The organism is Vibrio sp. Vb2131, assembly GCF_033338535.1.
Lineage (GTDB): Bacteria > Pseudomonadota > Gammaproteobacteria > Enterobacterales > Vibrionaceae > Vibrio > Vibrio alginolyticus.
The window spans coordinates 22,665-46,594 of sequence record NZ_JAWOSW010000024.1 but is presented as its reverse complement, the minus strand read 5'-3'; the positions used below and the strand labels follow the sequence as shown (position 1 = coordinate 46,594).

Genomic DNA, 23,930 nt, shown 5'->3' with positions numbered 1-23,930 from the left:
TTAGAAGCCAGTAACTACTGGCTTCTAGTAATTTAGTTAGAATTGGATTAATCAATAATTATTCGCACTTTGCTGCTGTCTTTGCCTTTGCAATGAGTATTAAGCAGTTCTTCAAAGCGAGCTTTAACATCATCCAATGTTTGCGGCGTTCCTTTACCTAAACTTACAACGAGATCCATCGTTGAAATTTTCACCTCTTCAAGACCTGAAAGGGCCTGGTTTACGCCTGCAATAAACTCTTTACTCACAGGAGTTGATAAACTTCCTGAATTAATGAAAGCATTGATTTCACAGCGTTGCACTTCCGACAATAGATCCAGTTGCAAGAACGGATCGGCTAGCGTCGATTTTAAACTTTGGGTCCATTCAGACAACATCTCGGTTAACTGGTTATCTAACTGAGCTAAACGTACACTTGCTGAAGCTTTACTTCCTTCACTGCGCGGTGAGAAGTTAACTGGGTTTGGCGTCAACTCAATTGTTTTAGGGTCTATCGACTCAGCAACTTGTAAAGAGGCCCAATCTGACCTCCACTGTTTAACCTGCTCTGCAGGAAGTAATGAGATACCAGACAATGCTTCTAACGTTTGCAGACGTTCATCGCCGATCAGTGCTGCTTTCTCTTTATCCTGCTCCATTGTTAAACGAGCCGATTCGTACAAAGCAACATAGCGCTGAATATACGCTTTTTTAAGCTGTCGCAGATTTGCTAGCTGCGCTTGCTTAAAGCTTGACTCTAAGCGAGTGGTTTTATCTTCAATACCATTTCTAAGTGCTAGCGCTGCATCTCGCACATCAGATTGCCACTCATCATTCTCATCGAGAATGAGCTGAGCTTCTTTAAGATATTGAGCGTATTCAGCGAAGCTATCCACCACTTCCGAAAGTTGTTTAAAGCTCTTCCACTCTTTCAAAGTTTCGGCGTGCTCTACAATTGACTCCGCCGACTCTTTGAAGTTCTTAAGTTTACCTGGTGTATTAAAACGCTGCAGAGACTCAAGGAATGTTTTTGTTTTACCCAAACGACCTGCTAACAATGTCGCTTCGTTTTCAGTAAGGACATGGTTGCCCCACAACATAAGTCGCTGTTTTACGAGCTGCTGATCATGAACGAGAGACTTAACTAACTTTTCAATCTCTTGCCCCATAGTACGAACAACACTGTCATCACCTTGTTGGATTGAAGTCGCTAAGCCCTCATTCATTCCAAGTAATTCAAGGACAGCTTTAATCACACTAACATTAAAGTCTTTTGGTGCTTGGATGTGTTTGAAGTTTGTCAATGTTTCAAAGTCGATTCCTTTAAGTGCATCAACATCACTTGCAGTAATGACTTTGCCCACCACAGATAGCTCTATCTCTCCGGCATGAACTAACGTTGCTAAAATCACAAGTAGCCATTCAGGTTCCAATCTGTAAGTGCCTGGTTTGAAATATAGGCGAGCGTGAACAGCCTCTAGTAGTTCACTTTGATTAACGACTTGACCGTGACCTTTTGCTTCTAGCAATTCCAGTACTGCTTGAGCATAACGCGAGCTTCTTGGTTTTAGCTTATCACCATCAAGTAGTTCAAGCGCATCAAGTACAGCGGTAGCACGTTTGGTTACAGCGCCACCAGCTAAATAGCTCAGTACATCTTTGCTTGCGACACTGATGGTATCTTCTGTAATACGCTGTGAAAACTTAGGATATTCTGGAGCAAGAGACTGAAAGTAACCTTCTAGAATAAAGCTTGCTACTGCTTCGAAGATGTCTTTAACACTGCCATGGTCACTATCTGCGATACCGGTGATATCGCGAACAGTTGCTCCCTTCAACCAGTCCATGATTGGCTTAGACTTACCATTGTACTGAACTTCAAATGCGTCTTTGATATTGGCTCTAATCCATTTAATCATCTCACCAAGGTAACCGTCCGCTTTGATCTTGTATGTCTGCTGTGCACTGCCTGTCGCTAGTGAACGTAACGCCACAGATGCCGCATAGTTCTTTAGAGATTGATTAAACTCTTCACTACGGTTCTTTAGAACAAACTGCACTTCATCTTCACGGATAAACTCTTTCTTTTGCTTCGGCGGGTTCTCAGGCTGGATAAAGTACATGTAGTAGTCTAGCTGAGGTTTCGCGGTTTCACGCTCGTTAGGAGAGCCAAGGAACAACCAACCAGGACGGCTAACGTTTCTGTCTAACCACTTAAGTTCATGCTGCCACATCGCTGTTTTTGATTGTTGAGAGTCTGTTTGCTCTAAGATCTCTAGCATTGCCGCTCTGTAAGCAGAGTTGATACTATCTGGAGACAAGCCTGCGGCTTTTGCTTCAATATGTGCATCAAAGTCTTCGGTCTTTTTCAGATCCAGATAAAACTGATCGTTGGTTTTGTTCTTAGAGAAAAACTGACCATTAACAGTACGACGAACCTTAGTGAGAACAGTGACAATGTGATTCTCTAAGTTCTTACTCTTATCGCCAGGCATGATCTCAATGTTCTTCAAATACAAACATAAAGAGTCACGTAGTTCAGCTGCTGTTGCCCCCATCTCAGCATAAATATCGCCTACAGCCATACGGTGGATCGCAAGGCCAGCAACTAATCGTTTGGCAAACTCTTTCTCACCTGGAGTTGGGTACGCTTGATCAATGCGATCTACTAGAAGCTCACCTGTTTCAATGACTTGACCAACCTCTGGGTTAGTCTTCATGCTTGGCTCACTGCTTAGCTCGTTCCAGTAGGTATCATAAGAAAAGATCCCCGGTACATCTTGAGGAACTTCGTCTTCCATCAATTCTTTCATCTGACGGGAAAGACTTTTCAGTACTTGACGATTTTCAAGACCAGCCATTCGCACTCGCTCGAACGTGTTGATGTAATCTGGGTGCACAGGGAACATGCGAACAAATTCGTCTAAGCGCTCGTTCATTTTGTCGTAATATGGCGTAAATTTTTGCAGATACTCGCGAATCCATTCCTGCTGTTGAGCATCTTTCTTTAACAAGCGCTCAGCAACAACATACTTGATATCTTCACGAGCAATCAGTACTTGTTCTGCACGGTCACGAATTCGTTTTACTTCCTTAGATAGAAACTCTAGCTGCGTGCTATCAAAAATCGCTTCCTGAACACCAGCCATAAAGCGGAAGCGAGTCCCATCAATAACCTCACCAATAACTCGAAGAATCGCGATGTCTAACGGTAGCTCCTGTTCATTACGAGAGCGAAAATAATCTAGCATCTCATCACAAACCAGAAGCAAACCATGATCTGGATATTTTTCATGGAATGCGGCCATCATCTCTTCGAAATAAGGCTTGTGGCTTGAAGAGATTTCGGTCATTGGAGGGAATTGATAGTCCACCCCCATACCGGCTAAGCCATCAGTCAAGTTTTGTGTAACGATATCAGTCAGGGCCATTTTTGATGCACCGATTTCAAATCGAATAACTTTAAACTTACCCGCTATCTTGTTTGCTGCACTACGAACAACATCATTTGAAATATGGCTTGCTAAGTCAGGGAATTCTGCGACTGCGGAGATAACGGACATCAAGTGAGACTTACCTGAACCATAGTTACCCACGATCCAAAGCGCTTTGTTATCGACTGACTCATCATATTGAAGTTGTTCAATAATGACATTACTCAGCTTCTGAGACATCTTGTCTGAAATCACATATGACGAAACCAAGCCTACTGCTTTATCATGGTCACTTGAGGTCTTAAGCTGAATGTTAGCAGTTACTGATTCGAACTGAATCAAGTCGCCGTACTTCTTCATTTCATTACTCCGTTGCAGGCGTCAATCACCTGAATATCGTTTAATTCTTTTAATGGATAAGTTTTATAATCTGGCTTACCTGGTTTTGAGTAAACCACTGACGTTTCTGTTATCTCTCCGGGCCATATGGCTACAACAGTCTTAGACTTAGCTATCCATTTTAATAACCTTATTGGATCAGTCTCTAAAGCCGGCTCAAACAACACATTAAGCTTTGTTAGCCAGATAGAACTTCCGCTATCGTTGGCAATTTTGTCAACTTCAAATTCAAGTCTCCTAACTCTCTCTCTCATCGACAAACTAACTAGCTTACGAGCAAGCTCTTTAGAGAGGTTGACGAAACCAATAGAGTTGTTGAGAATTTCGGCCTCGATCTCGCGACGAAAATCCTCAGGGATTACCACAAATACTAACTTGAAAGAGCGATACTCTGCTTCTAAACATGCATTTTGAACATGTTGTAACAATTGCTCTGCCAGGCGAAAACTAGTAATAGATGTACTCATGAACAGTCCTTACCGTCTAGACCACGTTTATCAGCCAGATAACCGGGTGCCAACTGAATGTTTTCGACACCAAAAATCGATTCTACTTCCTTGAGTGCTAAATGATATTGGTTGGAATCAAGAGCATGCGTTCTTGAGCAATCCACCGACCAATAACGGAGAAAATAGCCAGCGAGAGCTGCTCGTATTTCAACTTTAAGCTCACCATTAGTCATTGCATAATCAAGCTCTATCGCTTCTTTAAATGAAGCATTTGGATGTGGTATCAATGTCAAATCGACAACCCTATTCCATTGCTTATCTGAAGATCGGGATTGAGTTTCACCTATTGGAGTCCTAACGATGGATAGTTGCTTAAAACGAGTTGCAACAAAGTCTCTAAAGCTTGATGAATCACGGTCATACGCTCGAACATGCCATCGTTTACCATTATTGACTAATGCATGAGGAACAATAATTCTCTTCTTACCCCCTGATGACAAAGACACGTATTCGCATTCAACAGCTGACCTTTGAGTGATCGCGCGCATCAATGTCGAAATCACATCTGCATTCGGATGGACAAGACTCAGATTGTCAATACAAGATGAACTGTGTACTACAGGCGATGAAATTCCGTCACCAAAACCTTTAGCTAAACCGTACAGGATGGATTCTGGTTCATGTTCAAACAGCGCTTGAAAACTATCTAACCGATGATAAGACTTTGTCTGGTGGATCAGCTCCATATTAGCCGGAGCCAAATCCTTATATGTTGCGAAGTCCCTAGTTGCTGCTGCTAAACTAGTCTGAAATTTGTCTATAAGATCCGCTCTACTAACCTCACCAAAATAACTCAAACTGAAGTCTATAAAAGCCAACCTTTCGCGCTGAGCATGGGACAGCTCATCAAGTTTTTTCATTTGGAAAATTATGTTGTTTATCATTGTTAAAAATATATAACACCACACACAATGATGCAATCAAAATGATTGCATCATAGCAACCATATTGACCACACCATTTATCACTGTTACTCCACCAGCTTAACGCCTAAAGAAACACGCTCCCCATCACTCTAAGAGCCTCATTAGTAACAAGGCGACCTCCAGTATTTTATTCTAAAAAAGGAAACACTCATGCAAATTTCACAACACAATAGACCAAGCAACACATCAACAAACCCAATAAAATTAATCACTTACACCAAACAAAAAAATCAAACCACGCACGGTCCTTATCCAATGGTCTGAATTTTTCTTATTTATTGAAGAAACACTCTATGATTTTAATGAATTCTAAAAGAGAGCTCTGGAGGTTGCTAAACGTAATCCACTAGGCGGGTGCAATAAAACAAAAGTAACCATGACTTTGCTAATGAGCATCAGCACGAATGCCCGTTAAGATTTAGGATCTGGTGGTAATGACCAAGGTTTTTCTGAACACTGTTTAAATATGGTTCGTTATTACCGCCAACATAAATGAGATGAGAACAAGCACGGTACGCTCTTTTGGATGAGATCGCGATATACAAATACAAGAGAGAGGCGAATCGTTCGCCTCTCTCTAGTTCTAGGTGGTGTGTTTTTTTGCTCGCGGTTACTTAACACAGAATCGCTTGGTGCTCACTTCACACTTACTTATTTCGGTGAGAGCTATCATTTTCTAATTCCACGCTTTCCCAAACACACTTCCATCCAATCATCAATTTCACTATCAACCAAAGCAACAGCTCTATCACCTAAGTTTATTGATTGCGGAAAGTTATTATCGTTCATCTTACGGTAAATAGCTGAACGACTCAGAGCGATCTTTTGCATTACTTCTTTTAGTTTTAGAAATCTCATGGGATATCCTCCTATGCAGTGTGTTCCCATGGGATTGACTGACACATCGAAAACCGTTTTTATCTCCAATTATTTACCTACTGAATTTTGCATATTAAGTGAATCAACTAGTTTCCAATTATCAAACACGTCCCAAGGCATTAAGATTCGATAACCACACAAAAGGGCTCACTTGCTGGTACAGCCAGCAAGTGAGCCCTTATTATTACAACTGACGACTCGCCGCTGCGAGAGCGTATCTATACGCGGCATCTTTCCCTGCAGAACAGGCGGCGACTTTTCTCACCTCAACACGCTTCTCCGTGCTTCTTTCATCCACCAGCCGCCAAAGATCTTCATTAGCTATCAGATCTTTATTTGCCTTTCGCCAATCTCGTTTCTTCCAACCGTCTAGCCACTCATTAAAGCCTTTGACGCAATAATCGCTGTTTGAATAGATAATATCGCCGTCTCTCGCACTCTTTAACCCAAAAGCAAGCGCCGATAGATCTAGATAAGCCTGGTCTGCTACATAGTCAATATACTCCCAATCTTCATCATCAATACATCCATCAGCATCGAGTGCTATGTACGCAATACCACCAACAAGACGACCTCTTAGCTTTCTAACCATGGCCGCTTCTACATAAATTTCTATACTCATTGTCATACTCTCCAGAAACTAAAAAGCCGATACATTCTCTGATTCGGCTTGGTTGTTAATAACTTGCTTTACAGCGATTTCTACATAACAACGGCAAGTAAGTTTTTTTTTACCTGTCTCTGGGCACGCTTTCTTTCTACCCTCCAATTCCTAACAAGCCTGATTTAAAACCCTTTCAGATATATTTCATCAGTACGCATACCCAAACAGATAGCTTAAGGAGCTCTTATGCGTACCCCAAATACTGACCATGACTACCCCTTTGAGACTTCAGAACTCAATGAACTGCTAGAGCGTGCAGCCGAGGCGCTGGCTGTGAAATACAAACGTGAAGGCACCTTCACTAAGCCAACCAATGTCAAAGAGTACTTAAAGCTCAAGTTAGGAGCTCATGACCGAGAAGTGTTTGCCGTGATGTTTCTTGATAACCAACATCAATTGATCAGTTTTGAAGAGCTGTTCTTTGGCACGATTGACGCCGCTTCGATTTATCCCCGTGAAGTATTGAAGACAGCACTAAACCACAACGCTGCCGCGGTGATTTTTGCCCACAACCACCCTTCCGGCATTGCTGAGCCTAGCCAAGCCGACAAACGCATTACTCAGCGACTTATCGACGCTCTAAAGCTCGTGGATATCCGTGTCTTAGACCACATCGTGGTTGGTGAAGACTGTGTCTCATTTGCTGAGAAGGGATTGATATGAGTGAGTTTATTGTTCCCGGACTTAGTGATGAGCTCATTACTCCAATGCATTGCTTTCTTGATGCCCTCCTATTGGACAGCACCATTCCTAATACAGCTGAGCGTTTGGCGTTAAACATTCGTTCTCAAGAGACTGACCAACGATTTCAGCCCATTGAAATTCAACTAGAACGCACATCCAGTGATTCGCCCTGGCAGCTTCGCTTTATCGCAACCTTTGATGTTGTCATCACAGGCTCGCCACAAAAAGAGTTATCGCTGTATTTCAACTTCGCAGGGTGTTGGTTCTATCACCCTGAAATTAAGCAGTGCAGCTTACAACGGCCAGAAGTACAAATCTTACTCGCCAGTTGGCTTAAAGCAGTCACTCGCTCGCTCATCGCACACTCTGCAATCTCAATCGACATTACCCCCATTCGCTAATCTCCATTTCCCTCAAAGAGGTCACTATGAATCAAGCTGCTAAACTGGCTATGTTCGCATGCAAGCGAGCCAAGCCTTCACACCAACTCAAAGACTTAATCAAACGTTCTATTCATGATGTTAATTACCGAGGACGGCTAACTATCCGATTTAAGGACACCAGTTACCACCCGAAAGATGGAGGGTTTCATCCTGTCTCTATCACTATCGATATTAAAGACAGCCATATTGCCATTAGTGAGATAACGGACCGCGTTTATGTGGGTGACGTGACACCGGAACTGGTTCCCGACCTTACTTTTGATTTTGCTAACAACGTCGCTTTCGCGCGCTTTAGCGGCTGGCTGGGCATGCACCTACAAGAAACCACGGAGCTGTATGAAATGTGGGAGTGTAACTTTCTAGCTTATGTAGCAATGGACGCTTACAACCAAATTCAGATTAAGTGTGGCTAACAACCAAAGCCAATCCACTTACTACCCCAGAACACTCCCCTTCCCTTACCAAACATTCAACAAAACCACCCGCATAGAGCTAAGCCGATGTCTGCTTCCCATATTGTTAAAACGGGAAGCTTCAATCCCTTATTGCACAAGAGGTTCTCGATATCGTCGGCTCTGTGCTTCCCAAAACACCCTTCTACAGACAAAAAAGGAAGCAGATTATGGCTGAGGTCCAAGCAATCAAAAACGATGACACCATACGCCTGATTGGTCATTTGCTGAGTATTCGTTGTCATCCACAAATGGCCGATGTATGGAATATCGGATTAAACCTGGCACTGAGGATTTCTGATTTGTTATCGATTCGCTTTGAAGACATTCATGGTGACCGACTTATTATTCGTGAAAGTAAAACTGGCAAACTGGCAAACATTCAGCTCAATACCAAAGCGCAGCAGCATGTTGCTAGATTAAGGGAGCAACATCCCGACCACATCTATTTGTTTCAATCCCACCGATGCCAACAGTTGAAAAACAAACCACCGCAGCCAATCACGCGACGTGCTGTGTCCATGGCATTTCAACAAGTAGGCCAAGAGCTAAATATTGCGCTAGGGACTCACTCGATGAGAAAGACGCGAGGCTACTTTCTTTACCAATCCACAAAAGATATAGGCCGTGTCATGAAAATGCTTCGTCACACATCTGAGGGCGTCACGCTTCGCTATATCGGTATCACTCAAGATGAAGTCGATAAAGACTTTGTTTCTCTTGAGCTTTAAGCCTGGTCGTTTAGTGAGGGGGCGGGACCCTCAATCCCTTATAAACATTAGTCTCAGAGCCTTTTTGAGTTTCGCGATTATTACATTTGAGAGCAAATAACATGAACCCATATCACGCAATAGGAAGCTTTGTTGTAGGTAGCTTATCGAAAAGCTTAATCCAAAACTTATTCTGGAAAACCAATCACCCAATCAGGGGTAGCATTGTGTATTGCGATCTCGCATTTGGATATGCTGAGCATTCGGGTGTCTACGTGGGAGATGGACGTATCATCCATCGTAATGGCAAAGGTCTTACCGAGGCCGTATCAATTCATCAATTCCTGGCAGATACCACAGCCCTTTCCATTTACGTGAGTTGCAATGCTCAGGGCCATTCCATTGGTAGTGAGTTTACTGCTCAAATTGCAGAAGCCATGCTTGGCGTGCAAACAGACTATTCCCTGCTAAGTGAAAACTGCCATCAGTTCTGTAGCTACTGTCTAAGCGGTGACATCTTCTCAAACACCTTCACATTGACTCAGCTTAAACGTGACGCTCGTGAGCACATTCAAGCGAGTCAGTGGCGTGTATGGGACTTAAGGCATCGTCACAAAGGATAAGCAAATCATCTTTCTCAACCAAACAGGTCCGCTTGCTGTATTTCATAGTAGGCATTTTTGTCATCTGTCTTTCAGCGCATAAAAAGGCTAGGTCTCCCTAGCCTCATTACATATCAACTCAAAATTACCTAACATTCACTGCGCTCTGCTAAGCGAGCTTCCATCCACTCATTTACCTCAGATTCCACCCATGCCACAGCTCTACCACCAAGAGGTACACTTTTAGGGAATGAACCCTCAACCATAAAATTGTAAATGCTTGAACGCCCTAGACCTGTCATGTTAATCACTTCTTTTAATCTGATAAATCTCACTGGGAAATCTCCTATGTTCTTCTTCCTCGTAGGATTCCGTGTTATGTGATTATTTAATGGATTCTCTTGCCAACCCCATGATTAAGCTAAAAGCACAACAAGTACGACGATTGGTACGTGATTCCTAATAGGAGTTTAAGGCTTTTGTCTCGCAGAGCTCATTTATGGTTCTCTCTTGATCCTGCTACATCCAAATGAGCGTATCCCTTCTCCAAAATTCTTCGTCTCTCTTTTGGCCAAATAACACATTCGGAAAAGTAAGGCGTCATAGTTACTCTTTGTGTCATACCTATTTTGTACAACTCTGAATTTATTATTATTAGGGAAATGAACTAAGCCTCTCATACCACAATATGAATACCCTAAAGCGTCAGACCATGCTTCTTGAACCAATACCGCTAAGCTTTTTTGGGGCTCAGGGCTGGTAGAATAGTGACCTAAAGATCGGAAGTTTTCATTACTCATTAGAATAAACATATGATAGTGATCATTATTGCCACTATCCCTTTCTCTGCACCATATATTAAAAGCCTTATTTCCTTTCTTAACATGATGAACTCTAGTTTTTTCCTTTTTTTTCTCTTCCAAAGTAAAATCAATCTTCCTCTGAAATATCCTTCTAAACTTTGTTATATATGAAATATCTCTATCCTGCTCAAGATCTTGAGGAAATCGTAGAACAACACTAAAAGCAATAACCCGATTGTGTTCAGTTGTGACATAATCAAGAAGTTCTTTCGACTTTATCAGGTAAGGCTCGTAGTATTCCCTTTTTGGATTAAGTTTTATATCGTAAAAGAACTCTCCCTGGTAAATTTTCGGTTCCCTTACTCTTATCCCTTTCTCTTTCTTCATTCTCTTACCTATTAGATTATCTATCTCATAGGTTAGGTATATTGGTAATAATTTATTAGTTGTTAATACAGCTTAAGAATAAAACATATATAACTATATACCGACGGTTTATCAGCGACACTAAACTATATCAGGCCAGAGGCTTCGGTGCTTTATTAAGCCATAAGCTGCTCGGATACTCTGTCTAATTGTTTCCACATATAGTACAAGACAGTGTCACCTTTGAACCTCGCTAGACTCAATAAAAAGCATCGCATATCCATACATAGTATCACCCACTAACAGACTTCCCCTTTTAAAAACAAGACTTACTACAAGAAACAACTTCAATAAACCATTGTAAAAACAACCTTAAATCACGATAATAACCAATTAAAAACACATAGAAAACTCAATAATAACTCTGTGTAATTTTAACATTTACGCAATAAGGAATGAGAAATGGATAGCAAGTTATCAGTTGAACCACCCAAGGCCAAAAGTGACAGGGAAGCAAATTTATATATCTCTTTACTAATTAAAAAGAAGAAATTGTACAGACGTAACACTAAAAACTTCATTAACCTACATATAGAACAAAAGAACAATCTTATAAAAAAAGCATTCCATGAATTAGCAGTAAATGATGCCAAACAATTGGCAAATGAGTTAAATAAAGAATATAAAGAAAATGACTTATTAGAAATAATAACACGTAGCTTTGACAAAAAAGATAGCCGAAAAGTAAATTGGCTATGGGGGTTTATTAGCTATAACTTTAGATATATAGAGAAAGAATTCCTCGACAATACTAAAAGTGACACCAGTGTATTCGATGCATTAGCTGTAGATAAAGAAAGCAAATATAATCAGGTAATTAATTACATAGACAAATTAAACATCAGCCCTCATGATTCAATGAATTTTTACAACGACTTAATAAAAGAGTGGAACTTTATCATTAAAGATAATTCACTCAAAAATTTCTTAGAAAAAGATCAAGATAGATTAAATGAAAAATCTATAGAATTAGTGAAATTCATAAGTAAAAACCATAGATTATATCCTGAAATTAGAGTGTTCAAAAATATTGAAAATACTCATCCTTATGACACTTGCTTAGCAGTGTACGACCTTATTAATGATGAGATAATTAAGGAAAACCTATTATTAAAATTTAGTAAGGCATGGAGTCAGTATAAATACAGAACCAAAAATAGTGGTAAAAAGCAATACACTTTTATTCTTCCACCTGACACCAAAAAGAAACTAGATAGAATAGTTGATCTTTCTGATAAAAATATAGGCGACACTCTAACTGATATCATTGAGAAAGCCTACCGAGAGCTTAGTTAGATATATCCGTTTTACAACTAAATCAAAGCAGTAGAGATGCAGTTCCTCGAATCATTAGAAAGAGGCTGCATCTTCCTTACAAGTTGGACTAAAAATCAAGCCGATTTCGTCGGTGATAAAGGAACAATATTCTCAACTGTCAAAGCCTGAAGCTTGTCGCCCCACGCCTGTAAAACGGCTAGTTGCTCATCAAGATAATCATGGTGATTATAAACTCGAAGCATACCCGGTAACTGGTGACCGACTGTCTTTTCAATCGCCACGATATCTAAACCCATTTCACTACAACGGCTGATAAAGGTACGACGCAAATCGTGGGGTGAAAAACGCTCTAGATCGGCTGGTAAGTTACGTTTGATCAATGCCCGTACTGCCGCAGGCTCTTGAGCTTTATCTAAAGTGAGCTGAGGCCAAACCAACTTCCATTTACTTGGAACACTTTCACGTTGCTCTTGCAACAACTCAATAAGATAATCACTGAGCGGTACTTTGCGACTGTCCGGACTTTTAGTATGTCGCTCTGCTGAACTGGCTGGTAGAGTCCAGACCTTGTTTTCTAGATCTAACTCACCCCAGCACATTTCTAGGACAGCACTGATACGTTGACCGCATCCCAACAAGAAACGTATTAAACGCACGTTAGAAGGAGCTGTACGCCACTCTCCTAAGCTAATTAGCAATATCTTCAACTCAGAAAAGCTAAGGTTTCGTTTTGTTACTTTAGATCCCCCTCCAACATCCTTTGCTTTAAGTTGTGGGGCCGGATGAAAATCAAGCATATTGAGGGCTAAGGCATGGTTAATCACTTGATTGATGATTTTATGGCAAGCACCGATAGCACCAGCCATACGGTTACCGTCTTTATCAACCTTCGCATCAAAAACCTTATTGAGATCATATATGCTTAAATCCGCCAATTTAACATTACCGATAATTGGCTTTATATCTCGATTGTAAATGGTTCTCGACTGAACGCCTCGTAATTGCTTAGAAAGACGCTTCTCATCAAAACTTTCAAATGCATCGTGAAAGGTCTTTGCCTCATCTTGTGCACGTTTTTCTTTATCAAGTTCAACTTTTGGATTCTTATTGTTCTCCAACCAACTCCGATAACGACCAGCTTCCACTCTTGCCTGCTCTAATGTCATACCCCGCTCAGGTTTTGACTGAACATATCGCCCCATAGAGATTTTTTCGTGTTTCTTTCCAATCTGAAACCGAAATGTCCATGTCATTGTACCGGTAGGACGAACGCGTATATTTAGCCCTTCAATTTTTTTATCTGGGATTAAGTACTCTTTATCTTGTGGCTTCAGAGCTTGTAGCGTGGCATTGCTGTTTATTCGTTTTGTCATTATAAGCAACTCTCTAAAATTCTGGGTACGGCTCGGGGTACGGCAATGATGAGGTTTTTATTGTACCCATAAAGACTTTAATGGACAATGAATCTAAACAAACCAATATAAGCCATTGATTTATATGACAACAACAAACATTAGTGGACGTTAATGGAATTATGTCACCATATACCCACCACATGGAAGCTGGCGTGCTATTGGAACGTAAAGCTTAGTCCACCAGCTTCAGACAAAAAAAAGCGAGCTCAATGGCTCGCTTTTTTTAATTTGATTCGTTTGCTTATTCCGCAGAAGTCTTCTTGCTGACAAAACCTAGCTTCTTACCAATCCATGCGAGTAAGATCATTGAAACCATGATCGCGAAGAAGTTTGAGCCTGCTTCTGGGTATTGCGCTTTAATAAACGCAGAGTGACCAAACGCACCTACGAAGAAACACGCCAAGCCAACTAATGGGATATCTTCTGATACCGGATTATTTAGGTACTCTTGGTAAAGAGCTTGTACAGCCAGTACGAGTGCAATCAATGGGAAGATTGAAAAAGACACTTCACTCATGGTCAACCATGACAACAAAGCATCACCACACATACCTGCAACCAGTGCCAAAATCAGCGTTTTCTTTTCAGATTTATTTCCATTCGACATTATTCTATCCCGCCTTTTAATCGGTTACGTTCACGTTCTTTGCGATACCAATAGGCCCCTTTGGCTATCATTCGCAATTGCATGATCAATCGCTCGGCGAGTTCATCGCGCTCACGTCGATCTAAATCTAAAGCTTCAGCCCCCGAACTGAAAACCAAAGTCACAGACGCTTCTGCTTGAGTATACGCCTCTTCTCTGGTCACGCCGGTGCTCATTAAATACTCGGTTAATTCTGCCGCAAAATGCTGGATTTCTCGAGCAACAGCGGTACGAAATTCAGCAGAAGTGCCGGAGCGCTCACGCAACAACAAACGAAAAACGTTCGGACTACTTTCAATGAATTCCATAAAGGTTTCGACCGAGGTACGAATTACGCTACCTTCTTTCACAATACGTTGACGCGCCTGACGCATCAGTTGGCGTAGTAGCAAACCGCCTTCATCAACCATGGTTAAGCCTAGCTCATCCATATCTTTGAAGTGACGGTAAAAAGAAGTCGGTGCAATCCCTGCCTCTCGGGCGACTTCTCGCAAGCTAAGGCTGGAAAAGCTGCGATCCGCACTTAATTGACTAAATGCCGCATCGATCAATGATCGACGTGTCTTCTCTTTTTGCTGTGCGCGGATTCCCATCGATTTCATTCTTAACTTGCTCTTTTTCTGTAGGGTACAAGAGCCTCAATATAACGCAATTTGCTCCTACGGAGAAAGATATGTTGCTTCGCTCGCTCTGAGCGCCGAGAACGTTACTATTGGCATGCATCTAATTGCAATGTTCTCGATGCAATTTATAGACATACAACATACCAAATCATCCTTTTGGTCGATTCTGCGTGATCACTTCCACTCTCTAACAGGCATGACGTGTACCAATAGGGTAAATGAGTTAAAATCGCGCTAAAGCAATGTTAAGCAAATATAACAAGGAAGGCATCATGGCGCATGTTAATCACTATGACGTGATCGTAATCGGTAGTGGCCCTGGCGGAGAAGGGGCTGCAATGGGATTAACCAAAGCGGGACTGAATGTTGCCATTGTCGAGAAAGAAAGCAGTGTCGGCGGCGGTTGTACTCACTGGGGTACTATTCCATCAAAAGCACTGCGTCATGCCGTTAGCCGCATCATCGAATTTAATAGCAACCCGCTATTTTGTCGAAACAACACCAGCGTTCATGCAACATTTTCTGACATTTTAGGTCATGCTAAATCGGTCATTGATAAGCAAACTCGACTTCGTCAGGGCTTTTATGACCGTAACTCATGCACACTTTTGTTCGGAACCGCGCGATTTATCGATAACTACTCAATTGCAGTGATGCAAAGCGACGGTACAGAAGAAATCTATTCTGCGGATAAGTTTGTCGTCGCGACGGGTTCTCGCCCGTATCAGCCTAACGACGTAGATTTCTTGCATGAGCGCATCTACGACAGTGATTCCATTTTGAGCCTGAAACACGACCCTCGCCATATCATCATTTACGGTGCGGGCGTTATAGGTTGTGAATACGCTTCTATCTTCCGCGGCCTTGGAGTGAAAACCGACCTTATCAATACCCGCGACCGCTTGTTGGAGTTTTTGGATAACGAAGTGTCAGATGCGCTGTCTTACCACTTCTGGAACAGCGGTGTGGTAATTCGTAATGATGAGACCTATGAAAAAATCGAAGGCACAGAAGATGGCGTGATTATTCACCTACAATCTGGCAAGAAGATGAAGGCAGACTGCTTGTTGTATGCGAATGGTCGAACAGGTAACACCGATAAGTTGAATTTGGGTGCAGTGGGTCTGGAAGCGGACTCTCGCGGACAACTAAAAGTAAACCGTAACTACCAAACCGATATCGAACACATTTACGCTGTAGGCGATGTCATCGGTTACCCTAGCCTTGCAAGCGCCGCTTATGACCAAGGGCGATTTGTCGCACAAGCCATTACGAAAGGTCAGGCAGAAAACTACCTGATTGATGATATTCCAACGGGTATCTACACCATCCCAGAGATTAGCTCTGTGGGTAAAACCGAGCAAGAGCTAACAGCTGCGAAAGTACCGTATGAAGTAGGACGCTCTTCGTTCAAGCATCTAGCTCGTGCACAGATCGCAGGGAAAGACATCGGTAGCTTGAAGATATTGTTCCATCGTGAAACCAAAGAAATTTTAGGGATTCACTGTTTTGGCGAACGTGCCGCGGAAATTATCCACATCGGTCAAGCCATTATGGAGCAAAAAGGCTCAGCGAATACCATCGAGTATTTCGTCAATACCACCTTCAACTATCCAACAATGGCCGAAGCGTATCGTGTCGCTGCGTTGAATGGTTTGAACCGCTTGTTCTAATCTATGCTTCTTGATAGCAGACAGAAAAACAGCAGGCTTGGACCTGCTGTTTTTATATCAACATTGTGCTAGGAAGGTATCCTTGTGCCATTGGTAGAGAAAGATAACCCCTAAACCAATACCCCGCATCAACATAAAGCTCGTCATTGCAAACCACAGCGCGTGATTTTCCCACTCGGCGAATAAGTAAAAGACAACGAAGAAACTGCTGGTCGCGACAAACATACTATTGCGCATGTCTTTGCCTTTGGTTGCACCGACAAAAATGCCATCCAATAGAAAGCACCACATCGACGCAAGTGGCATCACCACCAGCCAAGGTAGATACACCGCTGCTTGCTGTTGGACCGTCTCAATTGAAGTGATCATGGCGATCAACTCCGATCCCGCCAAACCAAAGAGCGCGGTCAGTCCTAAGCAAATAACCAAACTCCAAAAGAAAGTGCCGACAAGCGATGCACTCAATTGTTGCCTATCTTTGGCACCAATCGCCTTCCCGACCATGGCCTCCATCGCATAAGCAAAGCCATCCATGCCATACGAGATAATCATCAGGAAGCTCATCAGAACCGCATTTGCAGCGACAACCTCATCACCCAAGCTCGCGCCTTGGAACGTCATAAAGCTAAAAGCCGCTTGCAGACACAAAGAGCGTAAGAAAATATCGCGATTCAATTTCACGAATCGCCCTAAACCGTGTTGAGTGCTGGCTAGCAACTTTTGAGGTGATGGTAATTGCCTCTCTCGCCAGGTTTTCCAGACACACATGAGACCAAAACCCATGCCAGAGTAGTCAGCAATCACCGATGCCAGCGCAGCGCCTTCTCCTTTCCACCCCAAACCAATCACAAACAACAAATCGAGGGCAATATTAGTCACGTTGGTGATGATCACCATCCACATTGGTGCTTTGGAATTTTGCGTTCCGAGCAGCCACCCCAACAACACAAAGTTCATTAGCGCAGCGGGGGCACTCCACACACGGATAGAGAAATATTGCATACCGTAGTGTTTTACCTCTGCGCTGGCGTCACTCCAACCAAAGATCAAATCAGCTATCGGGGTATGGGCAATAAGGAAGACTAACGCAAACAGCAGCGCCATAAGTGAGCCTTGCATAAACACCAAGGCAAGTTGCTTTCGGTCTTCACCGCCATAGGACTGCGCCGCCAACCCAGTAGTCGGCATACGCAAAAAACCAAGCAGCCAAAACGTCACGCTGATCATGGTGCTGCCCAACGCAACACCACCCAAATACCAAGCGTGGTCTAGATGACCAATCACCGCAGCATCGACCAAACCGAGCAATGGAACAGTAATATTCGACAGCACCATAGGTATAGCTAAAGCTAAGACTTGGCGATGAACTTTTGGGTTAGATAAAAGAGAGAAGATTGAGTTTGTCACAGGCACCTCATCAGTAAGATCGACGAGTGTACCTGAGCGCTTAACGACTAGCCAATTACCACTTGATATGAACGAGTACTGGCGTGAGGCGATGCTTCAACATTGGAATCTTATTAAGCCAACGCTGCCAAGCTTTCCAACGAGAACAGAATCTATCGAATGGCGAGAAAGCTTTCACCCACTGTGCCCATGGTAACCATTGCAATATCTGTGCTGCAGGCGCTTCAAAGCCATGAGCATAACGATCAGAGCCAAGCTTTTGTCCCCACTTGGTTTCCGTTAAATCTCCTGCCAGCACCATACACAGTTCAGCAGAAACAAAATGTCGACCTAAGGTTTGAATAAATTTCGCGACTTGACGCTCTGTGCAATCGAGCAGTGCCATTTCACATAAAATGAGTACCGGTGCTTGCTCTGGAATGGCTAACGTCTCTAGCCACGACATTTCATCCACACTGCCACAGCGATGTTCATAACGTTCATTTTTGTGGAACAAACGCTGACGCCATACCAAATTTTCCGTCACATCCAGCTCTATCCAATGGCAACGTCCATTATCCAAACGATAAAAGCGGGTATCCAACCCCGCTCCGACATTGATTATCCAAGCATCGGGATACTGCTGTAAGAAGTGACTAACCTGCTGGTCACAAAGCTGAGTCAGCGTCACGTGCAGCAATTGCTTCTGCGCAATATCACCACTCAAACAATCCGGCGCCATCTTACAGCTCAAACACGCTTTAGCAGCTATCGGATCGTACACCAAGCCATTGTCGACCATGCTTTCACGGCTACGCAATAACAGTGGCTTTAATAAATGGTTAGGAACTTGATGTTTAGACTGAGACATGGGCATTTCCTGCGCCAGAGAGAAAACATAGACATTAATAAAGATGATAATGAATATCAATTACATTATCAAGCTTATAAATTGGTCAAAACAAACAAGGTCAAGATGATGAGCAAGCTTTTGGAGGAAGTAGAAAAAGAGAAAAGACAAAACAGCCCAGATGAACTGGGCTGCTTAAACACACTTACATCCAATCGGTATTGCGAATAATACCAACGGCTAAGCCTTCAATCGTAAGGTGCTGAGACGTTAAGTCCACTTGGATTGGGGCAAACTCTTCATTCTCAGCATGCAGTAATATGGTTGAACCTTTGCGCTCCAAACGCTTCACAGTCACATCATCATCAACACGCGCAACGACAACTTGACCGTCTCTCACATCTTGGGTTTTATGCACCGCGAGCAAATCGCCATCCATAATCCCGATGTCTTTCATACTCTCGCCATTTACACGAAGTAAGAAATCCGCTTGCGGTTTGAACATCGCAGGATCGACTTGGTAGTGCGCCTCTACGTGCTCTTGAGCCAGAATTGGCTCACCCGCTGCGACTTGACCAATCAAAGGCAAACCCTGCTCATCATTGGCTGCGTCTTCAAGCAGGATACGAATCCCACGAGAAGCGCCTGGAATAATTTCAATTGCTTGCTTACGAGCAAGCGCTTTTAGGTGTTCCTCTGCGGCATTCGCAGAGCGGAAGCCAAGCTCACGCGCAATCTCTGCACGAGTTGGTGGCATTCCGGTGTCGTCGATTTTACTTTTAATCAAATCGAAGACTTGTTGTTGGCGTGGCGTTAACGGCTTCATGTCTCACCTGTCTTTTTATACAGTTAACTGTGAGTATATCCAGTAAATGCTCAAATGAAAACCCAATTGGTTGTTTTTTAATTTATTTGTGGGGAGCTTTCAGCTTACCAATTAAGTTCATTCTTTATTCGTTTAAAACACCGACTTTTCAGTTAATCAAGTCAAAGCAATAACTTAGGGGTTCGACTAATTTACAGCCAATAAAATTAAAAGGTTTGACCAGTTTCTGGTATCCTTGCAGCGCTTAAATTTTATCGCCTAGGCTTATTTCTATTGCCGTACTCATCTCTTTTTATAGAGAAGACATGCAAAGCGGAAACTGAAATAAGGTTAGGCCTGTTTGAATACCTATTGAGGCTGTGAACTTTATGTCTTCTGGACAATCATTTTCACGTTCATTACTAAAACTACCTTTATCGGTACTGGTAAAGGGCACCGCAATCCCGTCGAACCCGATTGAAGATCTGAACATCGACCTAACTAAACCGATTGTATATGCCCTGCCGTTCCGCTCGAACGTGGATTTGCTGACACTGCAAAAACAAGCCATGAGCCTTGGTCTACCCGACCCGCTCAGCCCGCTGGAAATCAATGGCAAAACGCTGAACCGTTTCGTCTTTATCGCTGCGCGTCCAACTGTGATGAACAACGATAATGATGTCCCAACCGATTCTGTTTCTCTGTTCACTGACTTACTGGAACTGCACAAGCTGGATAGTGAGTTGGATGTTCAAATGATCCCTGCAACCGTGCTTTGGGGTCGTAAGCCAGGTAAAGAAGAGAACCAAAAGCCTTACCTTCAACCGATGAATGGTCCGCAAAAAGCCAAAGCGGTAATGGCGGCGGGACGCGACTGCTTAGTTCGCTTTAGTCCCGTGGTATCTCTGCGTTATATGGCAGACTCCCACGGTACCGACAGCGCAATTGCGCACAAACTGGCTCGCGTGGCGCGTATCCACTTCTCACGCCAGAAACTGGCTGCTTCAGGCCCAAACCTGCCACAACGCCAAGTGTTGTTTGCTCGTTTACTAAAGTCTCCAGCTATTGAACTGGCGATTGCTGACGAAGCCAAGAGCAAAAACATCTCGATTGATAAGGCACGTAAAGAAGCCCACGACATCATGGATGAAATCGCTGCCGACTTCTCCTATAGTCTGGTGAAAAACGGCGACCGCATCCTGAGTTGGTTATGGACAAAACTATACCAAGGTTTGCACATCAATAACGCCTCGACTGTGCGTCGTTTAGCGCAAGACGGCCACGAAATTGTGTACGTTCCTTGTCACCGTAGTCACATGGACTACCTGCTTTTGTCTTATGTTTTATACCATGAAGGCATGGTGCCTCCGCACATTGCGGCAGGCATTAACTTGAACTTCTTCCCGGCCGGTCCTCTTTTCCGTCGTGGTGGGGCGTTCTTTATTCGTCGTAGTTTTAAAGGCAACAAACTGTACTCAACCATTTTCCGTGAGTATCTAGCTGAGCTGTTTGCCAAAGGCTATTCAGTCGAGTACTTCAGTGAGGGTGGTCGTTCACGTACAGGTCGCTTACTGCAAGCGAAAACGGGTATGCTGGCTATGACCATCCAAGCAATGCTACGTGGTCTAAACCGCCCAGTAACACTAGTGCCGGTCTACATCGGTTACGAGCACGTAATGGAAGTAGGCACTTACGCGAAAGAGCTGCGTGGCAAACGCAAAGAGAAAGAAAACGCAGGGCTTGTACTGCGTACTCTGCGTAAACTGCGTAACTTTGGTTTGGGCTATGTGAACTTCGGTGAGCCAATTCAGCTCAACCAATACTTGAACGAGCATGCTCCTGAGTGGACGAAAGACATCGACAGCATGGGTGGTAACAAACCACAATGGATGAATCCTGTTGTGAACGACCTTGCTAATAAGATGATGACGCACATCAACGATGCGGCGGCGGCAAACGCGTTGACCTTGTGTGCAACCGCACTGCTTGCTTCTCGTCAACGTGCACTTTCTCGTGACTCGCTGATCAATCAGATTGAGTGTTACTTAAAGCTACTCAAAAATAACCCGTACTCAAGCACCTCCACTATCCCTACCGAAAGTGCTGAGGAGTTGGTCGATCATGCAATTTCGCTTGATAAGTTCGTGATTGAAACCGATAGCATGGGTGACATCATTTCGCTGGACCGTAGCCAATCGATCCTGATGACCTACTATCGCAACAACATCATCCACTTGTTCGCTCTGCCGTCATTAATTGCCCAAATGCTCATTCGTCAGCGCAACCTTTCGGTAGCCAAGATTCAAGCGAATGTCGCGCAAATCTACCCATTCTTGAAGAAAGAGCTGTTCTTAAGTTACCAAGAAGACGAGTTAGATAAATTGGTCGTTAAAACACTGCATGAATTTGCCGATCAGAAAATGATTAGTCTTGATGGTGATAAGCTAGAGATCAATCAATCGAACAACCAGCCTTTGGTTCTGTTAGGTCGAACGATAACTGAAACGCTGCAACGCTACTCTATCGCGATGAACTTGCTTGTTGCTTACCCTGAGCTGGGTAAATCGGACCTAGAGCAGAAGAGCCAAGATATTGCTCAGCGCCTAGGGCGTTTGCACGGTATTAATGCGCCAGAATTCTTCGATAAAGGTGTGTTTACCGCGATGTTCAATACGCTCAAACAGCAAAAATACCTCGATAACGATGGTAACTGTGATACGAAGAAAACGCAGCAATTTGCACGGCTACTGTTCACTCTGCTTTATCCAGAAGTGAAACTGACGATCGAAGAGAGTATTCACCAACTTCGGTCGTAACCGTTTTACCTTCGTCCAATAAGAAAAAAGGCATCCAATCGGATGCCTTTTTCTATTTCTTCGCTTACCAAAATGCGACCAGTAACCCTATCGCTATCACCATGCCAACATAATTGTTGTTAAGGAAAGCCTTAAAGCACAACTCACGCTCACGGTGACGAATTAAGTGCTGCTGATAAACAAACAACGACGCTGCAATCAAAAGGGTCCAGTAGTAACTTTGTCCCAATTGGTAGAACTGCCCTAACCAAACCAACATCGCGAGTGTAATAAGTTGCAACACACCAATAATAAGCTTGTCATGACGACCAAACAGAATTGCCGTCGATTTAATGCCAATCTTTAGATCATCATCTCGGTCTACCATCGCATATTGAGTGTCGTACGCAATGGTCCACAAAGCGTTAATGAGGAACAAAAACCAAACAATCAATGGTAATTCCCCAGTTTGTGCAGCCCACGCCATTGGAATCGCCCAGCTAAAAGCCAAGCCTAAAAATAGCTGTGGAATATGAGTGTAACGCTTCATAAATGGATAGATGAACGCCAACACAATGCCAGCGAAGGATAGCTGAATCGTCAGCGGGTTCATGGTCAGCACTAACAAAAACGAGCTGATACCCAAAACCAAAAATAATCCAATCGCTTCTTTTGCTGTCACTTTCCCTGATGGCAGTGGACGTTGCTTAGTACGCTTTACATGGCCGTCGACTTTGCGATCTGCAAAATCATTAATCACGCACCCCGCACTACGCATTAGGAATACCCCCAATACAAACACGATGAATACATCCCAACTTGGCATCCCTTGGGCTGAGATAATTAGCGCCCAAATCGTTGGCCACATCAGTAACAGTGAACCAATCGGGCGATCCATGCGCATCAGTTGCCAATATGCTTTGGCTTTTTCTGCGGACATTTACACTGTCTCCTTAGCGTAAACTGGTGAATTAGATAAGAATAACTCGGCGACTAGCATCGGTTTGTGATTCATCCACAACCTTGAGCGTCGCGCTAACAAACGTCCTTCTGGTACGGCTACCCATCCCATTTGCAAAGAGTCCCGCTCAACGTTATCTGCGCTGAACACAGTTAGTCCTAATGGGATATCCCCTTGTTGAGCCAAATCATACTGCTGATCAACTAAGGTTGAACGAGGAATCAATGTCCGCCCAATAACCCAGTTGTTATTGTCACCGCACAAAATTACCTCTCTCAGTAAGCAATTTTGTTCGGACAATAACTGGCTTTCGTCCTGTTTTAATGTCGCTGCAGTGACGATCTGATTTTGTAGTAATTCTACCGTTAACGCTTGGCAGTGCTGTTTTAAACGACGTGACAAAGACCCTTGCTCTTCAAGCCAATGCTTGGCAAATTCATTTGGAAATTCGAATTCTTCGGGGTTTTGCCACTCTACTTCCAATAAAGAAGCAAGATAGAGTGATGTTGGCTGATTCATACTAGTATTCAATTGGAGGCTTTATGCGTACAATAAAGCAACAACTTACCGTCCATAGTAATGTATGTA

The 23,930-nt window shown here is 43.2% G+C and carries 23 protein-coding genes; 8 read left to right on the top strand and 15 right to left on the bottom strand.

Translation table 11 applies throughout. The annotated features are described in order from the left end of the window. Positions 1–47: 47 nt before the first annotated feature. From R7E38_RS20430 to R7E38_RS20410, 5 genes are all read right to left on the bottom strand, one after another. Positions 48–3,773 carry a DUF6079 family protein gene (locus R7E38_RS20430; protein ID WP_124009095.1) on the bottom strand — a complete coding sequence of 1,242 codons (3,726 nt, stop codon included), beginning with the start codon at positions 3,771–3,773 and terminating at the stop codon, positions 48–50. Next, positions 3,770–4,279, bottom strand: coding sequence for a BREX-3 system P-loop-containing protein BrxF (brxF, locus tag R7E38_RS20425; protein ID WP_124009094.1), 510 nt, complete (start codon positions 4,277–4,279; stop codon positions 3,770–3,772). Before brxF ends, R7E38_RS20430 begins: the two co-directional genes overlap by 4 nt. After that, entirely contained in the window at positions 4,276–5,181 is a 906-nt protein-coding gene (locus tag R7E38_RS20420; protein ID WP_124009093.1) for a WYL domain-containing protein, read from the bottom strand. The genes brxF and R7E38_RS20420 overlap by 4 nt, the downstream gene beginning before the upstream one ends. 735 nt (positions 5,182–5,916) lie before the next feature. Continuing rightward, the gene (locus R7E38_RS20415; protein WP_185090786.1) at positions 5,917–6,135 is read right to left on the bottom strand and encodes an AlpA family transcriptional regulator; all 219 of its coding nucleotides are present in this window, start codon (positions 6,133–6,135) and stop codon (positions 5,917–5,919) included. 175 nt (positions 6,136–6,310) lie between these two features. Further along, complete coding sequence (locus R7E38_RS20410; RefSeq protein ID WP_124009091.1) at positions 6,311–6,748, bottom strand: RNase H family protein; 438 nt, start codon at positions 6,746–6,748, stop codon at positions 6,311–6,313. A 228-nt stretch (positions 6,749–6,976) separates the two neighbouring features. Here R7E38_RS20410 and radC point away from each other — a divergent pair, with 228 nt between their 5' ends. The 5 genes from radC to R7E38_RS20385 all read left to right on the top strand — a co-directional run bounded on the left by radC (position 6,977) and on the right by R7E38_RS20385 (position 9,702). After that, on the top strand, positions 6,977–7,453 hold the full coding sequence (gene radC / locus R7E38_RS20405) for a RadC family protein (RefSeq protein ID WP_124009090.1): 477 nt from the start codon (positions 6,977–6,979) through the stop codon (positions 7,451–7,453). Continuing rightward, on the top strand, positions 7,450–7,875 hold the full coding sequence (locus R7E38_RS20400; RefSeq protein ID WP_124009089.1) for a DUF2787 family protein: 426 nt from the start codon (positions 7,450–7,452) through the stop codon (positions 7,873–7,875). The genes radC and R7E38_RS20400 overlap by 4 nt, the downstream gene beginning before the upstream one ends. A gap of 26 nt (positions 7,876–7,901) precedes the next feature. Beyond that, positions 7,902–8,330, top strand: a complete 429-nt coding sequence (locus R7E38_RS20395) for a DUF2787 family protein (protein WP_124009088.1) — start codon at positions 7,902–7,904, stop codon at positions 8,328–8,330. A gap of 209 nt (positions 8,331–8,539) precedes the next feature. After that, complete coding sequence (locus R7E38_RS20390; protein WP_124009087.1) at positions 8,540–9,100, top strand: tyrosine-type recombinase/integrase; 561 nt, start codon at positions 8,540–8,542, stop codon at positions 9,098–9,100. A gap of 101 nt (positions 9,101–9,201) precedes the next feature. After that, complete coding sequence (locus tag R7E38_RS20385; protein ID WP_213972549.1) at positions 9,202–9,702, top strand: lecithin retinol acyltransferase family protein; 501 nt, start codon at positions 9,202–9,204, stop codon at positions 9,700–9,702. Positions 9,703–9,830: 128 nt separating this feature from the next. Here the strand turns inward: R7E38_RS20385 and R7E38_RS20380 are convergent, their stop codons facing one another. After that, positions 9,831–10,016 carry an AlpA family transcriptional regulator gene (locus tag R7E38_RS20380; protein WP_124009085.1) on the bottom strand — a complete coding sequence of 62 codons (186 nt, stop codon included), beginning with the start codon at positions 10,014–10,016 and terminating at the stop codon, positions 9,831–9,833. Between the two features lie 162 nt (positions 10,017–10,178). Beyond that, positions 10,179–10,871 carry an inovirus Gp2 family protein gene (locus R7E38_RS20375; protein WP_213972550.1) on the bottom strand — a complete coding sequence of 231 codons (693 nt, stop codon included), beginning with the start codon at positions 10,869–10,871 and terminating at the stop codon, positions 10,179–10,181. A 441-nt stretch (positions 10,872–11,312) separates the two neighbouring features. Here R7E38_RS20375 and R7E38_RS20370 point away from each other — a divergent pair, with 441 nt between their 5' ends. Further along, positions 11,313–12,206, top strand: a complete 894-nt coding sequence (locus R7E38_RS20370) for a hypothetical protein (protein WP_124009083.1) — start codon at positions 11,313–11,315, stop codon at positions 12,204–12,206. Between the two features lie 95 nt (positions 12,207–12,301). Here the strand turns inward: R7E38_RS20370 and R7E38_RS20365 are convergent, their stop codons facing one another. The 3 genes from R7E38_RS20365 to fabR form a co-directional block, all read right to left on the bottom strand. After that, positions 12,302–13,561 (bottom strand): tyrosine-type recombinase/integrase, encoded by a 1,260-nt coding sequence (locus R7E38_RS20365; RefSeq protein ID WP_124009082.1) that lies wholly within the window; start codon positions 13,559–13,561, stop codon positions 12,302–12,304. Positions 13,562–13,844: 283 nt separating this feature from the next. Beyond that, positions 13,845–14,210 carry a YijD family membrane protein gene (locus tag R7E38_RS20360; RefSeq protein WP_005378634.1) on the bottom strand — a complete coding sequence of 122 codons (366 nt, stop codon included), beginning with the start codon at positions 14,208–14,210 and terminating at the stop codon, positions 13,845–13,847. Further along, positions 14,210–14,851 (bottom strand): HTH-type transcriptional repressor FabR, encoded by a 642-nt coding sequence (fabR, locus tag R7E38_RS20355; protein WP_005378632.1) that lies wholly within the window; start codon positions 14,849–14,851, stop codon positions 14,210–14,212. The genes R7E38_RS20360 and fabR overlap by 1 nt, the downstream gene beginning before the upstream one ends. 263 nt (positions 14,852–15,114) lie before the next feature. Between fabR and sthA the strand changes: the two genes are divergently transcribed. Then, the gene (sthA, locus tag R7E38_RS20350; RefSeq protein WP_226084175.1) at positions 15,115–16,545 is read left to right on the top strand and encodes a Si-specific NAD(P)(+) transhydrogenase; all 1,431 of its coding nucleotides are present in this window, start codon (positions 15,115–15,117) and stop codon (positions 16,543–16,545) included. A 57-nt stretch (positions 16,546–16,602) separates the two neighbouring features. Here the strand turns inward: sthA and dinF are convergent, their stop codons facing one another. The 3 genes from dinF to lexA form a co-directional block, all read right to left on the bottom strand. After that, a complete protein-coding gene (gene dinF, locus R7E38_RS20345) occupies positions 16,603–17,952 on the bottom strand; it encodes an MATE family efflux transporter DinF (RefSeq protein WP_318082052.1) in 1,350 nt (449 codons plus the stop codon). A gap of 55 nt (positions 17,953–18,007) precedes the next feature. Then, positions 18,008–18,802, bottom strand: a complete 795-nt coding sequence (locus R7E38_RS20340; protein WP_005378679.1) for a class I SAM-dependent methyltransferase — start codon at positions 18,800–18,802, stop codon at positions 18,008–18,010. A 184-nt stretch (positions 18,803–18,986) separates the two neighbouring features. Further along, the gene (gene lexA / locus R7E38_RS20335; RefSeq protein WP_005378682.1) at positions 18,987–19,607 is read right to left on the bottom strand and encodes a transcriptional repressor LexA; all 621 of its coding nucleotides are present in this window, start codon (positions 19,605–19,607) and stop codon (positions 18,987–18,989) included. A 368-nt stretch (positions 19,608–19,975) separates the two neighbouring features. Here lexA and plsB point away from each other — a divergent pair, with 368 nt between their 5' ends. Then, complete coding sequence (plsB, locus tag R7E38_RS20330) at positions 19,976–22,402, top strand: glycerol-3-phosphate 1-O-acyltransferase PlsB (RefSeq protein WP_318082050.1); 2,427 nt, start codon at positions 19,976–19,978, stop codon at positions 22,400–22,402. A gap of 64 nt (positions 22,403–22,466) precedes the next feature. On the opposite strand, the gene ubiA is transcribed toward plsB, so the two are convergent. Beyond that, positions 22,467–23,321 carry a 4-hydroxybenzoate octaprenyltransferase gene (gene ubiA / locus R7E38_RS20325; RefSeq protein WP_005378684.1) on the bottom strand — a complete coding sequence of 285 codons (855 nt, stop codon included), beginning with the start codon at positions 23,319–23,321 and terminating at the stop codon, positions 22,467–22,469. Further along, positions 23,322–23,861: a chorismate lyase gene (locus R7E38_RS20320; protein ID WP_017636075.1), complete on the bottom strand. Its 540-nt coding sequence runs from the start codon at positions 23,859–23,861 to the stop codon at positions 23,322–23,324. Between the last annotated feature and the right edge of the window lie 69 nt (positions 23,862–23,930).